The organism is Candidatus Pedobacter colombiensis (genome assembly GCA_029202485.1).
GTDB lineage: Bacteria > Bacteroidota > Bacteroidia > Sphingobacteriales > Sphingobacteriaceae > Pedobacter > Pedobacter colombiensis.
The window spans coordinates 4,959,477-4,975,836 of sequence record CP119313.1 but is presented as its reverse complement, the minus strand read 5'-3'; the positions used below and the strand labels follow the sequence as shown (position 1 = coordinate 4,975,836).

Genomic DNA, 16,360 nt, shown 5'->3' with positions numbered 1-16,360 from the left:
ATGAGTAAGGAATTAAATATGAAACCATTTTTAAGAGAGGTAGCTGAGGATTTGGTAGCACGGCTTAGTGATAATTTGCAAAATGCGGCCATTATTTTCAACAATAAACGTCCGGTGGCCTACTTACAGGATCATTTGGCAAAAATCATCAATAAGCCCTTCTGGAGTCCATCTTTCTTTACCATCCAGGAATTTTTTGCCTTGTCTTCCGAACTGAAGGTGGCCGATGCTTTTACGCAGTTTTTTACTTTATACCAGAAATACAATGAACTGGTATTGCAAAATGGTGAAACCAAAATAGAGCCGGCTAAGTTTTATCCCGTTGCCCGGATTATTTTAAGTGATTTTGCTCAAATAGATAATGATCTGGTGAATGCCAAAAAGCTATTTGAACAACTGGAAAATTTTGCTGAGGTAGATTATCAGTTTGATTATTTAAGTGAAGAGCAGCAGGAGTTTTTAAGAGGTTTTTGGAGTTCTTATTCCGAAGGCAAACATAAAAAGCAGCAGGAGCAGTTTATAAAAATGTGGGGACGAATGCCGGATCTGTATCATGGCTATCATGAGGCATTAAAGGAGAAGGGGCTGACTACTATGGGGCATATTTACCGACAGCTTGCTGAAGGGAAAGCAGGGCTGCCCAACTTTACAGATGCTTATGGTAAACTGGTATTTGTAGGCTTTAATGCTTTAAGTAGGGCAGAAGCCGTGGTATTTAAACGTTGGCAGGAGCAGACTAAAACTTTGTTTTATTTTGATACGGATGCCTATTATGTAAAAGATACCTTGCAAGAGGCGGGGCTGTTTTTAAGAAAAAATCTTGAAGTGAATGGTTTGCTGAATGCTTTGGGCGCAAGCAGGGATCTCATCAAAGCAAATCCTAAAACTGTAAATGTTTATAAGACCCAGGGACAGGTTGCCCAGGCAAAAATACTAAGTGCCGCACTTCAGGCGGATTATCCATTATTAAAAGCAGAAAATAATGCAGGCAAGATTGCTCTTATCCTTGCGGATGAAAGCTTGCTGTTACCGGTATTACAAACTATCCCGACTCATTATTTTGAAGGTGACATAAAGCATCCTATAAATATCAATGTTACAATGGGGTATCCATTGGTGGCTTCTTCCATTTTTGGGTTGGCCGATTTGTGGTTAAGTGTGCAAGCACAATTGATTCAAGGTGAAAAGGATACGGTGTATCACCGTGAGGTTGAAGCCTTTTTGTCTCATCCACTCACGGGAATTACTGAGCTTATGCGCAGTAAGATTCAGCAAAAGCTGTTGGCCGAGCAATTGGCAGAAGTGCCTTTAACGAGGTTGCAGAGCCAAAAAGGGCTATTGGCGATGTTCTTTACCAAAGTTAAAAATGGTGCCGAAGCGACCGATACCCTGCAGGCCATTTTTAAACATATTCTTGAACAGCAGTTGGCTGGTAAAACATTGCGTCAAACGGAGGCTGATTTGTTTGTGGCTACCATTAAAGAGCTTAACAGGTTGCACGATGCTTTAAATGCCTATTTGCCAGTTTTAAGTAGCCCGAAGGAATTGTCATTTATTCTGTCTCTTATTCAAAAGGCAGTGCAGGGAATTGCGGTTCCTTTATCAGGAGAACCGCTTCAGGGGATTCAGGTCATGGGATTGCTGGAAAGCAGAAGTCTCGATTTTGAACAGGTATACATTTTAGGTGTGAATGAGGGGTTGTTGCCTCAAGCCAGTGTTTCGCCGAGTTTTATTCCGGATAGCATTCGCAGGGCTTATGGATTGCCGGTTCTTGAAAATCAAGATGCCATTTCGGCTTATATGTTTTACCGCTTGCTGCAGCGTTCGGGCAAAGTGAGTTTGGTTTATAATGCACAGGCGGATGATACCAATACTGGGGAACCAACCCGCTTTTTGAGGCAGCTCGAATACGAAAGTGGTTATAGCTTTAATTACCTGGAGCATAAGCAAAGTATCTCTACTGAGAAAAAGGTGCCGGTCATCATCCATAAGGATAAGAATGTTATGGCTGTGCTGAATAAATATCTGACAGGTGAAGCACAGTTATCTGCTTCGGCCTTAACTTCCTACGTGAATTGTCCTTTGCAGTTTTTTTATAAATATGTTGCTAAGATAGAGGAGCCGGAGGAGATTTCGGAAAACCTGGAAGCCAATTATATTGGCTCTATGTTGCATTATGTGCTGGAAACCTTTTATAGAGATCTAATGGTCGAGGATAAGGAAATAACCAAACATCGGATAGCAGAATACCGTAAGAAAGTGCCTGAGCTGGCGGTAAAAGCCTTTGCTCAGGTGATGTTTGAAAATGAAAACCACCAGGTAAACCATAATGGAATGCAGAAGGTTGTGTTGGCTATCGTTGAAGAATATGCCAATTTGATCCTGGATTATGATGAGAATGAAGCCCCTTTTGAGATTTTGGCCTTAGAAAAAAAAGATAAGGTTGATTTTAAGTTTAAGGTTAATGGGGGAGTGCAAACCATCATTTTGCATGGAATTATCGATCGGATAGACCGTAAAAACGGGATTACACGGATCGTAGATTATAAAACGGGGAGTGATATTTTGCGTTACAGTAATCTGGCCGATGTTTTTGATACCAATAGCAATAAACAGAACAAGGCCTTAATCCAGACACTATTTTATACTTATGTTTTTGAACAGGCAAATGGAATTGAAAGAGTTGAGCCTAACCTATATAGCATCCGTAATATGCGTAAGGATGGGACATTTTTTATAGAGGGGAAAGAGAAGTTAAAGCTGAATGGGGTAAAGCTGGAAAGCATAAAAGAGGAGTTTATTGGTTTCCTTGAGGCTAAACTTGCAGAGTTGTTTGATGAAACTAAGCCCTTTGTGCCCACAGAGAATGAAGCTGGTTTCGCGTTTTCTCCATATTTAACTTTGTGCGGAATGTAAAATGCCAAATTATTTTAGCCGATTTGAGGCTTCTAAAGTGTAATTAAAACACTCCTTTATAATTGCATTACAATACTTATATTTGTCGCAGTTAATATTTGAATATACAATGAGAGAGATTCAATTTAGAGAAGCTTTGCGTGAAGCCTTAAGCGAAGAAATGCGTAAAAATGAAAACGTTTTCCTTATGGGCGAGGAAGTTGCGCAATACAATGGCGCTTATAAAGTTAGTCAGGGTATGCTTGACGAGTTTGGCGATAAACGTGTAATTGATACACCAATTGCTGAATTAGGCTTTGCCGGTATTGCTATAGGTGCTGCAATGAACGGATTAACTCCGGTTGTAGAGTTTATGACTTTTAACTTCTCTCTGGTTGCTATAGATCAGATCATTAATGGTGCAGCTAAAATGTTGTCTATGAGTGGTGGACAGTTTCCTGTTCCAATCGTATTCCGTGGCCCAACCGGTAATGCAGGTCAGTTAGGTGCGCAGCACTCTCAGAATTTTGAGAACTGGTATGCCAACTGTCCGGGTTTAAAAGTTGTAGTTCCTTCTACGCCTTATGAAGCTAAAGGATTGCTTAAACAAGCTATTCTTGATCCAGATCCAGTTATTTTCATGGAGTCGGAAGTAATGTACGGTGATAAAGGTGAGGTTCCTGAAGAGGAGTATTACTTGCCAATCGGTAAAGCTAATGTGGTTAAAGAAGGTACTGATGTAACCATTGTTACTTTTGGTAAAATGCTTACCCGTGTGGTAAACCCTGCGGTTGAGGAATTGACTAAGGACGGAATTAGTGTTGAGGTGATTGACTTACGTACTGTACGTCCTATTGATTATGCAACAATCATTGAGTCTGTTAAGAAAACCAACCGTTTGGTGGTTGTAGAAGAAGCATGGCCACTGGCTTCAATTTCTTCTGAGATTGCATTTAACGTTCAAAAGAATGCTTTTGATTATTTAGATGCTCCTGTATTGCGCATTACTTGTGCTGATGTACCGTTGCCTTATGCTCCTACGCTTATCGCGGCTAGCTTACCTAACGCTGAAAAGGTGATAAAAGCAGTTAAAGAGGTAATGTACGTTAATAAATAGAAACTACTGTTGCTTTTATAAGCACATGATGATATGATCCTGTCGGTAATACCGGCAGGATTTTTTTGTTAACCATAATTTATTTTAGGATGTCAATTGTTAGGTTTATTTTTGGCGGCAATTGTACGTTGGGAGATCAAATAAAATATAAATGAGCAATCATTCTAAAATCATTGCTGCTGAGTTAGCAGTAACGGAAAAACAGGTTATCGCTACTATTGAATTATTAGACGAAGGAGCAACTGTTCCATTTATTTCGCGTTACCGGAAAGAGGCTACGGGGAGTTTGGATGAGGTACAGGTAGCAGGTATCCGCGATAGGTTTCAGCAATTGAGGGAACTGGATAAGCGTAGAGAAGCTATTTTAAAGGCCCTCGCAGCATTGGACAAGCTTACGCCAGAATTGGAAGCGCAGATTAATACGGCAACAAATATTGCTACCATAGAGGATATTTATTTACCATATAAGCCTAAGCGCAAAACAAGAGCTTCTGAGGCCAGAAAAAAAGGGCTGGAGCCATTGGCATTATTTCTACTGGAACAAGGCAAGATAGCCCCGGAAACAGAAGCTGGTAAGTTTTTAAATGACGAGCTGGGTGTAACTTCTTTAGCCGATGCATTGGCAGGGGCAAGGGATATCATTGCTGAGATCGTAAATGAGAACGTGGAGGCAAGAACCGCGATGCGTAATTATTTTCAGCAAAAGGCCACTTTTAAATCTGCAGTAATCAAAGGCAAGGAAGAAGAAGGGGTTAAATATAAGGATTACTTTAATTGGGATGAGCCGCTAAAAACGGCACCGTCGCATAGGGTTTTAGCTATCCGCAGAGGAGAAAATGAAGGTATTTTGAAACTGGATGCTATGCCTTCAGAAGAGGGTGCAATTGATATTTTAGAACGTCAGTTTGTTAAAGGCCATAATGCCTGTGCCGATGAGGTTAAACTGGCGGTACAGGATAGTTATAAGCGTTTACTAGGCCCTGCAATGGAGACCGAGATCAGAAACCTTTCTAAAGAAAAGGCTGATGAGGAGGCAATCCGCGTATTTGCCGAGAATGCCCGTCAGCTATTGCTTGCTGCTCCAATGGGACAGAAGAATGTGCTGGCTATAGATCCTGGTTTCCGTACCGGATGTAAAGTGGTGTGCCTGGATAAACAAGGTAAATTGTTAGAAAATACAACCATCTACCCGCACACAGGGCAGGGTAATGTTAAAAAGGCAGCAGAGAAACTGATGGAGCTTTGCGCCAAATATGAAATTGAAGCTGTTGCCATCGGTAATGGTACTGCCGGAAGGGAAACTGAGGTTTTTGTTCGTGGATTAAATATTCCGGGCATTGTGGTGGTAATGGTGAGTGAAAACGGAGCATCTATTTATTCTGCCTCAGAAGTGGCACGGGAAGAGTTTCCTACACAAGATATTACCGTAAGAGGTGCAGTCTCTATTGGTCGCAGGTTGATGGATCCATTGGCCGAACTGGTAAAGATTGACCCTAAATCGATAGGTGTAGGGCAGTATCAGCATGATGTGGACCAGAATAAGTTACAGGCTTCGCTTGATGATACGGTTATGAGCTGCGTAAATGCGGTAGGTGTGGAGTTGAATACTGCTTCTAAGCAAGTATTGGCTTACGTGTCTGGTTTAGGTCCTCAGTTGGCACAAAACATCATAAATTATCGCAATGAACATGGCGCATTTAAAAATCGCGAGAGCTTAAGGAAAGTGCCACGTTTGGGTGATAAAGCATTTGAGCAGGCTGCGGGTTTCTTGAGGATTAGAAATGCTGAAGCGGCTTTAGACGCTAGTGGTGTGCATCCGGAGCGATATGCTTTGGTTCATAAAATGGCGAGGGATTTAAACTGTAGTGTAAACCAATTGGTTAAAGATGCGGAGTTGCAAAAGCAGATTAAGCCTCAGCAATATGTAAGTGAGGATATTGGCTTGCCAACTTTAAATGATATTCTTGCTGAGCTGGCTAAACCGGGAAGAGATCCGCGTGAGCAGTTCGAGGTGTTCAGCTTTACTGATGGGGTAAATGAAATTGCCGATCTGAAAGTAGGAATGAAATTACCGGGTATTGTGACTAATATCACCAATTTCGGTGCATTTGTTGATATAGGTGTACATCAGGATGGTTTGGTGCATACGAGTCAGATTGCGGATAAGTTTGTTGCCAATGCCAATGAAGTCGTTAAAGTGCATCAGAAGGTAGAAGTTACCGTAGTTGAGGTCGATGTGACACGTAAAAGGATTTCCCTGTCTATGAAAAAAGAGGTAGGGGCAAAACCTAAACAAGATCATAAAGGAGGGGGAGAAAGGGCTAAAAGCTCTGCTTCGAGGTCTTTCTCAAAGCTGGATCAGCATAAAAAGCCATTGGCGAAGCCTCAGCATAAAGGGGGGCAAAAAGAGAAGCCGCTACCTGAAGGGGATTTGCAATTGAAACTGGAAGCATTGAAAAATATGTTTAAGTAAAGGAAGAAAATATTACCGCTAAACATGTCGTTGTTCTAAGTAGTAGTAGTGTAGATGTGCGCCTTGGAACAACTGGCCTCATTCAATGCACCGATACAACAGAAAAGTTTTAAAGCCTTGTTTTTAGCAAGGCTTTTGCTGTTTAAGGGGTTTTTCTTTTCAGGTTTATTGATCCTGATGGGATGGAGTCAACTGATTGGATATGTCCGGCCATAAATATGTAAGCAGTACAGAACGGATAAGCACTATCCGTTGAAAAATAACCAAGATATATAACTATGTAAATATATTAGTAGTATGAACCAAACCAATGCTGTAGTTATACCTGATGAAGTGGTAATGAACAAGATCTATGTGATTCGGGATCAGAAAGTGATGTTGGATAGGGATCTTGCTGAACTCTATGGAGTTAAAGCTATACGTTTAAGAGAGCAGGTGAAACGTAATAAGGAGCGGTTTCCGGAAAACTTTATGATGCAGCTAACCGAAGAGGAAGTAGAATGCATGGTATCGCAAAATGCGATACCATCAAAGCAGGTACTTGGAGGGGCTTTACCATATGTGTTCACAGAACATGGTGTGCTTATGCTGTCGAATGTATTGAAGAATGAGAAAGCAATACAGATGAGCATACGTATTATAGAGGTGTTTGTGAAGTTAAGGGAAATAATACTGTTACATAAAGATGTTTCTCTGCTTGTTGAACAAGTAGAGAAGAAGCTGAGTAAACAGGATGAAAAGATAAAGGTGTTGTTCACTTATCTAAGTAAATTCATTGAAAAAGAGGATAAACCAAGATCAGAAATAGGCTTTAAGCGAAAAGGGAAATAATCCCCCTCTCACCACCTCAGGGCAGAGGTACTACCTAGTTTTTTTCTGTTCCGGCAATAGAGCTGAATATGGCCTTCATGATCGCTACAACAATTGCTAAAAATGCCGCTGACCAGAATCCTGATGTGTGAAACCCTGTCATTATGTTGGAGACTAATAGGATCATCAACACAGAAATGATGAATGAAACCAGCCCAAGCGTTAAAAAATTAATAGGAAAAGTAAGTACTCGTAAAATAAATCCAATAGTTGCATTGGCTAGTGCAATTAAAACAGCAGCAATAACAGCTGTTCCGAAGCTGTCTACTGTAACGCCTGATACTATATAACGTGCTCCTATAAATACAGCAAGCCCTGTCAATAACATTTCTATAATAAATTTCATAATGTTTAATTTAGCGGTATGGTTAAACGTTTTGTTAAGCAGTTTGGCATTTTTTTCTTTGCCATTATTTTGTTTTCATGTTCATCAGCAAATAACAAGCCACTTTTAATTGGTTTCTCTGCTGATAGCTCGGCTATTGTATTTGATCATATCAATCGTGCTGGGTTATTGCAGTTACAAAACGATTCTCTTGATGGGGATTCGGTACTGAATGATTTGGTCTCTGTTTTGCAAACGCCATCTGAACTGGATTCGACGTTAAAAGAGCTTCCTGTTGAGGGGAAGGTTGTAGTTACCGACAGTAACCTTGTTTTTATCCCTAAAGTTCCATTTGTTAAAGGAAGAGATTATTTAGTTGTGACGCATTTGAATGCCCGGTTTGGAACTGTAAAGGAATTGTTAAAAAGTGAGTTGAAACCCGGAGTAAGGACGTATAGGCAACTGCTAAAGAGATAATTGCAAAACCTTATTTCTTGAGAATAAAGCTATGGTTATTAGAACTCATTGTGGCATAGCATTTTTAATTTATAAAAATATTTCTTACATTTGCACTGTAATAGAGGTAAGAGGGGGCAGAAGTCCCCTCTTTTCTATTATTGGCAAATTGGTTATGCAGGTAGAAAAAAGAGTAACAGAATTAGTTGAAGAGAAGATTTCGGATAGGCCGGAGTTGTTTTTAGTTGAGGTAAGGATGCTGCCAAATAATAAGCTGATTATTCATGTTGATGGCGATCAGGGAATTAGTATCCAGGATTGCGCAGCCATTAGCAGGCATGTGGGTTTTCATTTGGAAGAGGAGAATGCAATTGAAAAGGCTTATAATCTGGAAGTATCTTCGCCAGGTGTCGGCGAACCTTTAAAGCTTAAAAGACAGTATATTAAAAATATTGGACGTGAGCTGAGTGTAAAGCTGGCTGGTGGTGAAGTGAAAGAAGGGAAATTGTTAAGTGCTGATGAAAACAGCATAACCATAGAGGCAAAGGTTAAAGAAAAAGGTAAAAAGGTTCAGTTGGTAGAGACCAGCATAGACTTTAATGATATAACAGAAACAAAGGTTTTAATTTCATTTAAATAAAAATGAGCAATATTAATTTAATCGATTCATTTCAAGAGTTTAAAGACTTCAAGAACATCGACCGTCCTACAGTGATTAGTGTGCTGGAAGAGGTATTTCGCAGTATGTTGCGTAAAAAATATGGTACGGATGAGAATTGCGACGTAATTGTTAACCCGGACAACGGAGATTTGGAAATCTGGCGTACCAGAAAAGTGATGGAAGATGGCTTTTCTGAAGATGATGATTTGGAAATTGAATTGGCAGAGGTAAAGCAATTAGATCCGGATATGGAAGTTGGTGACGACTACATTGAGCAGATCACTTTGGAAAGCTTTGGTCGTAGAGCGATTTTAGCTGCTCGTCAGACCTTGGTTTCTAAAGTATTGGAATTAGAGAAAGACGAGATCTTTAAAAAATATAAAGACAGAGTTGGCGAGATCGTTACCGGTGAGGTTTATCAGGTTTGGAAAAAAGAAACCTTGGTGCTTGATGATGAAGGTAATGAGTTGATGATGCCTAAAACTGAGCAAATTCCAGCTGATTATTTCAAAAAAGGAGATGCTGTTCGTGCCGTGATTTTGAAAGTGGATATGGTAAATGCTACGCCAAAGATCATTATCTCGAGAATTGCGCCTGAGTTTTTACAACGTTTATTTGAAATCGAGGTTCCTGAGATTTTTGATGGTTTGATTACCATTAAGAAAATTGTTCGTGAACCGGGAGAGCGCGCTAAGGTTGCGGTTGAATCTTACGACGACAGGATTGATCCGGTGGGTGCCTGTGTTGGTATGAAAGGTTCACGTATTCACGGTATCGTTAGAGAGCTTAAAAATGAGAATATTGATGTAATTAACTTTACAAATAATATCTCACTATATATAACCAGGGCGTTGAGTCCTGCAAAAATCACCTCTATTAAATTAGATGATGAAACTAAACATGCTTCAGTTTATTTGAAGCCGGATCAGGTTTCGTTGGCAATTGGTCGTGGTGGACATAACATTAAATTAGCTGGTAAATTAACCGGTTATGAAATTGATGTATACCGCGAAGCAGGTGAAGAAGATGAGGATGTGGATATCGAAGAGTTCTCGGACGAAATCGATAGCTGGATCATTGATGAGCTGAAATCTGTTGGCTGTGATACAGCTAAGAGTGTATTGGCTTTGTCTGTTGATGAGTTGGTAAAACGTACCGATTTAGAAGAAGAGACCATCAAAGAAGTCATGAGTATTTTAAAATCAGAGTTTGAATAACGTTGGCTATGGTTTTTATAAAATAATGTAGTAATTAAAAACTAATTGCATACACATGAAATAAATAAGAATAAACGTTACTTTTGTATAAGAATTAAAGAAAAAATAGGATATCAATGTCAGACGACAAACCAATAATTTTATTTAAAGCAGTTAAGGAACTTAACGTAGGTATTGCTACGGCCGTTGAGTTTTTAGAAAAGAAAGGCTTTTCTGTTGAGAATAAACCCACTACTAAGCTCTCTCGCGACATGTATAATGCATTGTTGAAAGAGTTTCAGGGCGATAAAATCGTAAAAGAAGAAGCCAATCAAATCGTTATTGGTAAAATTCGTCGTGATGAGCCGGAAGTAACTGATAAAGTTGCGGAAGCACCTAGAAAAAATGTTGAATTTGAAAATGAGGGGATCTTAATTAAAAACCTTCATTCTTATACTCCTCCGGCTGAGAAGCCTAAGGAAGAAGCTCCTGCTGCTGAAAAAGTAGAAGAGAAAGCCGAAGAAGGTTCTTTACCTGGTGTGAAAATAGTAGGAAAGATCAATCTTGATGATTTAAATGCTAAAACACGCCCTGTTAAGAAAGAGGACGCTCCAGCACCGGAACCTAAGGCCGAAACGTCTGTAGTACCAGTAGCGCCAGTTGCTCCTGTTGAAAAAGCACCTGAGCCGGTTAAGGAAGTAGAGAAGCCGGTTGAACAGCCTGTTGCAGAAATAAAACCTGAACCTGTTAAGCCTGTGGAAACACCTAAAGCCGAAGAGCAGCCAAAACCTGCTGCCGAGGCACCAGCGGTTAAAGCTCCTGAGCCAGTAGTTACACCAAAAGTGACTCCTGAACCGCCAAAAGTTGAAAAGCCTGAAGAAACTGAAGTGATAAAAGCACGTTCGGTGAAACTTTCCGGCCCTAACATCATTGGAAAGATTACCTTGCCGGTAACGCCTGATCGTAAGTCACAGCCAGTAGCTTCTTCGGGAGAAAGTGCTGATGCGAAAAGAAAACGTAAACGCAAGAAAACTCCTGGTGGACATCCTGGCCAAGCTGGTCATGGACAACAACACGGTGGCGGTCAAAACCAGGGTGGCCAGCAAGCACAAGGCGGACAGCCGGGTGCGCCTAAACCTGCACCTACTTTTGGTAACAGACCTGATTTTAGAAACAACACTAACAATACAGCCAACAGGCCTAACTTTAGAAACAACAAACCGGGAGCTCCTTCTGGCGGACCTAAAGAAGAACCTACGGAAAAAGAAATACAAGATCAGATTAAAGCAACACTTGCTCGTTTAAGTGGAGCGGGTAAATCTGGTAAGTTTGCTCAGCGTGCAAAACTTCGTCGTCAGAAACGTGATGATGTAGCGATGTCTGCAGATGAGGCTGCAATGGAGCAGGAATTACAATCTCGTGTACTTAAAGTTACGGAGTTTGTAACGGCTAATGAATTGGCTACGATGATGGATGAGCCGGTTACAAAAATTATCGCGACTTGTATGAGTCTCGGTATGTTTGTATCGATCAACCAGCGTTTGGATGCTGAGACTTTAACCATTGTTGCTGATGAATTTGGTTACGAAATACAATTCGTTAAACCGGATGATGAAAGTGATATCGTTATTGAAGAAGAGGATACTGAAGAAGATTTATTGCCAAGAGCACCTGTTGTAACCATTATGGGACACGTGGATCATGGTAAGACCTCATTGCTGGATTATATCCGTAAAGCGAATGTGGTTGCAGGTGAGGCCGGGGGTATTACCCAGCACATTGGAGCTTATATGGTAACTACGGCAACAGGCAAACAAGTTACCTTCCTGGATACACCGGGGCACGAGGCCTTTACGGCGATGCGTGCTCGTGGTGCCAAGGTTGCGGATATTGCAATTATCGTTGTTGCTGCGGATGATGCGGTAATGCCTCAAACAAAAGAGGCGATTAACCACGCGCAGGCTGCAGGAGTACCTTTGGTATTTGCTTTCACAAAAATTGATAAACCGGGTGCAAACTCAGATAAAATACGTGAACAGCTATCTATGATGAATATCCTGGTTGAGGATTGGGGAGGTAACTTCCAGTCGCAGGAGATTTCGGGTAAGAGCGGTTTAAATGTAGACTTACTATTGGAAAAAGTTTTATTAGAGGCTGAATTATTAGACCTTAAAGCTAATCCTAATAAGCGTGCTACGGGTAGTGTAATTGAGGCTACGCTTGATAAAGGACGTGGTATTGTAACTACTGTTCTTGTACAAGCCGGTACTTTAAAGGTGGGTGATCCTATTCTTGCTGGTAGCTACAGCGGACGTGTTAAAGCGTTATTTAACGAACGCGGACAAAAAGTAGATAAAGCAGGCCCATCGGTACCGGTACAGGTATTGGGTATGCAAGGTGCACCTACTGCAGGGGATAAATTCAATGCACTGGAAAGTGAAGTTGAAGCTAGAGAGATTGCCAATAAACGTTTACAGTTGATGCGTGAGCAAGGGCTTCGTACTCAGAAACACATCACGTTGGATGAGATTGGTCGTCGTTTGGCTATCGGTAACTTTAAAGAGCTTAACTTAATCGTTAAGGGTGATGTGGATGGTTCTATCGAGGCATTATCTGACTCATTATTGAAATTATCTACTGAGGAGATCCAAATCAACATTATTAGTAAAGCTGTAGGTCAGATCTCTGAATCTGATGTATTGTTAGCTTCTGCTTCTGATGCGATCATCATCGGTTTCCAGGTTCGTCCTTCTTCTGGAGCGCGTAAACTGGCCGAGGCTGAGCAGATCGATATCCGCTTATATTCTATCATCTATGATGCGATCAACGAGATCAAAGCTGCGATGGAGGGTATGTTGGCTCCTGAGTTTGAAGAGAAGATCACTGCTAATGTTGAGATCAGAGAAACCTTTAAAATCACTAAGGTTGGTACTATTGCCGGCTGTATGGTATTGGATGGTACGATTACTCGTAACAGTAAGATCCGTATCGTTAGAGATGGTGTGGTCGTTTACACAGGTGAGCTTGCTTCGTTGAAACGTTATAAAGATGACGTGAAAGAGGTATCAAGAGGTTACGAGTGCGGATTGAACATCCATAACTTCAATAACATTGAAGTTGGCGATATTGTTGAAGCTTACGAACAAGTCGAAGTAAAAAGGAAGTTGTAAAACTTCGAACAATTATATTGTAAAGCGCATTGGAGGTAAACTTCAATGCGCTTTTTTTATGGCTAGTCTTCTTTACCATTCGACTATTTAACTATTTTGCAGAAAATTAATTATCAGCGAATGTTCAAGATTAAAAATGCTTTTAAAAAGAAACCTAAAAATGTCAATCAATATGGTTGGTTTGGAAACTTTAATAGTTGGAATGAAGCAAAAAGCAGTGCCTTTGGATACGAGGCAAGCAACATTCTTGAAAAAACAAAGCAGTCATTATTAAAAATCAAGAATGGTGAGGCTATATATGAACGGGATTCTGTGTTATTTGATAAAAAAGAGTATCCCTATTCAATTATCTCTTCCTTATTGTATATTGCTATCAAAAATAATAATAAGTTAAATGTGGTCGATTTTGGAGGGTCATTAGGAAGTACCTGGTTTCAGGTTCGTGACTTTATTCCTTCGGAAATTGAAGTGAGCTGGTCGATTGTTGAACAAGCGGCATATATTGACGAAGGTAAAAAGTACTTTGCTGATGATGTTTTGGATTTTTACTATACTATAGAGGATTGTATTGCGGCTAAAAAGAATGTAAATGTGGTTTTGCTTTCGAGCGTTGTTCAATATCTCGAAAAACCACACGAATTCCTGGATCAATTAAGTAGCTACCAGATCGATTACCTGCTTTTTGATAGAACGGCATTTATTAACGAGCCCTCTTTAGATAGACTTACCCTACAAATTGTGCCGCCTGAAATTTATGAAGCTAGATATCCATCCTGGTTTTTTAATGAGGCTAGATTTTTAAATCATTTCAGTTCTTACCAACTTAAAGCAGATTTCTTTTCTTTTGTTGAAGGTGAACGGTTTATGTCAATAGACCATAAGGTCGTTGCATATGACAAAGGCTTTTTGTTCGAGAAAAAGAAGTGATTAAAGGTGAAAAAACCTAGAAGTCTTGGATTTAAAATTTAAATTTGAGAAGCCTTCTATTCATCCTTGAATGGGGGTTTATAATATGATCAGGGGATTTGGTTTAGCATGTTTATTTACATTACTCAGTTTTGTGTGTTTTGCGCAAGGAAGACCGCCCGTTTGTGGACCTTTTGCTCAGTTTTATAATAAAGACAGCATCAATATCGTAACCTTTGGCGCGAGTACTGTACAAGGAGTTCCTGCTCCTTTGAATTTTCAAGGGCCATTAAAATCTTTCCTTGAGAACTGTTATAAAGGAAAGCCTATTGTGATTACAAATTATGGTATCGCCGGTGAAACAACCACTGAAGGATTAAATCGTTTTGATGTGGCAATAGCTAATCAGAGCGGATTTTTACTGATTTTAATGGGGGCTAATGATGCCGTTCAAATCGCGGATGGCAAGGCAAGGGTGAGTACTACCATTGCCAATATGCGCGAAATGGTTACCCGTGCAAAAAATCATAACCTGACAGTTATTATTGGTACACTTCAATATTTTGTTGAGCCACCAGGTAAGGGCTCCGATGCAAGACTTGCTCAACGTAGAAATCGGGTGATTGACCAGATTAATGCAGCTTATGCTAGTCTTACAAAAGAATTAAATATTGGCTTAGCTGATTTTAATGCTGTTATAGGAAGGAATAAGCAATTGTATTCAGATGATATCCATCCAAATGCCAGAGGCTATCATGTTTTGGCTTTCGTTTTTTTTGATGCAATTAATCAAATGATTTCTGAACGCTTTCAGGCAGCCGGTGTTTTACAGAATTACCCTAATCCCGCTAATGCATTTACAAAACTTAGATTTAATTTATCATCTGCCGCTGCAGTTAAAGTTAGCCTGTACAATGTTATGGGACAGCGCATTGGTGTTGTTTTTGACGATTATAGAAATGCAGGTTATCATGAGGAGGAAATTTCTACATTACAATATTCTCCAGGGATGTATTTCCTGGTTTTTGAAATGCTTGACCTAAGGTTTACCAAGAAGATTGTGATTGTTCACTGAGACTAATGAAATAGCCTTGGGAGGTAACTATATTGTTAATCTTTTTTCTAATCCAATTAAAGGTTGTTTCTTTAAAAAATTAGGATTGATTTTTTAGATGGAGCTAGTAAAAACGAAACGTAAAGGTAAAAATTTTGAATTTGTAGATACAATCAGGTGCATATCAATGATTGGGATTGTGTTTGAACACTGTACAATGATTGGCGAGCCACATTACGAGAATTTCTATTCCAGTATGTTTCAAGCTTCAGTAATGCAGTTTTTTAAGTTTTCAACTATTGCATTTTTTCTAATCGCGGGTTTTCTTATTAATCATAAATTTACTGAGTATACTCCTTGGGAGTATCTTAAAAACAGGTTTAAAAATACCATAAAGCCGTGGTTATTATGGATTAATGTGCTGATCGCTCTAAATGTAATAACTCTTATTATAAAATGTTTCAGGCGGGGTTGGAATGAATTTCCTTCGAATTTTTATTCCTATTTACTTGAGCAATACCATCATACTATCTTTTTCACAAGTTTTTGGTTTATTTTAAATTTTCTGATTTGCATTGGTATCCTGCTTATTTTTAAAAAGTACATCTACAAGCTTTGGTTTGGAGTAGTTTTGGCTATAGTTTCCTTATTTTATAGTGTTAATCTATATCATAAATGGATTATTACTAGTCATAGTACGGCATTGTTCGGATTTGTATTTTATCTGTGGTTAGGGGTGATACTAAATAAGTATTACGATCAATTTAATTTATGGCTAAGTAGGGTTTCAATTTGGATAATTGTTGCTGTTACATGTTTGTTCTTTTTATTTGCGGATTTAGAAGCTGTGTATTTGAGGGAACTAGGTATCAATGATGCATATAATACTTTGCGTTTTACTAATATTTTATATTCTCTATTTTTTTTCTTGTTGTTGTTAAAGAATGGGCCAATTTCCATGATTAATAAATATTTAAATCCAAGGGAAACCACTTTTGGTATATACCTTGTGCATTGGATAATAATAACACATGCAGTAGGTGAAATCTTCAGGCCATTTAAATATAATATGAATACTATAACACTTATAGACGCTATGTCTTACAGTATTTTAAGGTTTTTAGTCACTTATATGATTAGTTTTGGCCTGGTAACGATAATTCGACATACGAGCTTTAAATGGTCTATAGGCGCAGGTTAAGCTTTGTTTACATAATTTAAAATAACGAACTCTTCT

Annotated in this window: 12 protein-coding genes; 11 read left to right on the top strand and 1 reads right to left on the bottom strand. The window is 39.4% G+C overall.

What is annotated here, in order from left to right; translation table 11 throughout:
* The 4 genes from P0Y49_20655 (at position 1) to P0Y49_20640 (ending at position 7,316) form a co-directional block, all read left to right on the top strand.
* Positions 1-2,916, top strand: a complete 2,916-nt coding sequence (locus P0Y49_20655; protein ID WEK19192.1) for a PD-(D/E)XK nuclease family protein — start codon at positions 1-3, stop codon at positions 2,914-2,916.
* Positions 2,917-3,025: 109 nt separating this feature from the next.
* Positions 3,026-4,012, top strand: coding sequence for a pyruvate dehydrogenase complex E1 component subunit beta (locus tag P0Y49_20650; GenBank protein ID WEK19191.1), 987 nt, complete (start codon positions 3,026-3,028; stop codon positions 4,010-4,012).
* Positions 4,013-4,163: 151 nt separating this feature from the next.
* Positions 4,164-6,485: a Tex family protein gene (locus P0Y49_20645; protein WEK19190.1), complete on the top strand. Its 2,322-nt coding sequence runs from the start codon at positions 4,164-4,166 to the stop codon at positions 6,483-6,485.
* A gap of 297 nt (positions 6,486-6,782) precedes the next feature.
* Entirely contained in the window at positions 6,783-7,316 is a 534-nt protein-coding gene (locus tag P0Y49_20640) for an ORF6N domain-containing protein (GenBank protein ID WEK19189.1), read from the top strand.
* A gap of 34 nt (positions 7,317-7,350) precedes the next feature.
* Here the strand turns inward: P0Y49_20640 and P0Y49_20635 are convergent, their stop codons facing one another.
* Positions 7,351-7,701 carry a phage holin family protein gene (locus P0Y49_20635; protein ID WEK19188.1) on the bottom strand — a complete coding sequence of 117 codons (351 nt, stop codon included), beginning with the start codon at positions 7,699-7,701 and terminating at the stop codon, positions 7,351-7,353.
* Between the two features lie 18 nt (positions 7,702-7,719).
* Here P0Y49_20635 and P0Y49_20630 point away from each other — a divergent pair, with 18 nt between their 5' ends.
* The 7 genes from P0Y49_20630 to P0Y49_20600 all read left to right on the top strand — a co-directional run bounded on the left by P0Y49_20630 (position 7,720) and on the right by P0Y49_20600 (position 16,324).
* Complete coding sequence (locus P0Y49_20630) at positions 7,720-8,157, top strand: hypothetical protein (protein ID WEK19187.1); 438 nt, start codon at positions 7,720-7,722, stop codon at positions 8,155-8,157.
* A gap of 154 nt (positions 8,158-8,311) precedes the next feature.
* On the top strand, positions 8,312-8,776 hold the full coding sequence (gene rimP / locus P0Y49_20625) for a ribosome assembly cofactor RimP (GenBank protein ID WEK21815.1): 465 nt from the start codon (positions 8,312-8,314) through the stop codon (positions 8,774-8,776).
* Between the two features lie 2 nt (positions 8,777-8,778).
* On the top strand, positions 8,779-10,014 hold the full coding sequence (gene nusA, locus P0Y49_20620) for a transcription termination factor NusA (GenBank protein ID WEK19186.1): 1,236 nt from the start codon (positions 8,779-8,781) through the stop codon (positions 10,012-10,014).
* A 116-nt stretch (positions 10,015-10,130) separates the two neighbouring features.
* On the top strand, positions 10,131-13,163 hold the full coding sequence (infB, locus tag P0Y49_20615; protein ID WEK19185.1) for a translation initiation factor IF-2: 3,033 nt from the start codon (positions 10,131-10,133) through the stop codon (positions 13,161-13,163).
* A 120-nt stretch (positions 13,164-13,283) separates the two neighbouring features.
* Positions 13,284-14,090 carry a methyltransferase, TIGR04325 family gene (locus P0Y49_20610; GenBank protein ID WEK19184.1) on the top strand — a complete coding sequence of 269 codons (807 nt, stop codon included), beginning with the start codon at positions 13,284-13,286 and terminating at the stop codon, positions 14,088-14,090.
* Positions 14,091-14,160: 70 nt separating this feature from the next.
* A complete protein-coding gene (locus P0Y49_20605) occupies positions 14,161-15,144 on the top strand; it encodes a GDSL-type esterase/lipase family protein (protein WEK19183.1) in 984 nt (327 codons plus the stop codon).
* A gap of 97 nt (positions 15,145-15,241) precedes the next feature.
* Positions 15,242-16,324 carry an acyltransferase gene (locus tag P0Y49_20600; protein WEK19182.1) on the top strand — a complete coding sequence of 361 codons (1,083 nt, stop codon included), beginning with the start codon at positions 15,242-15,244 and terminating at the stop codon, positions 16,322-16,324.
* The last annotated feature ends 36 nt before the right edge of the window (positions 16,325-16,360 follow it).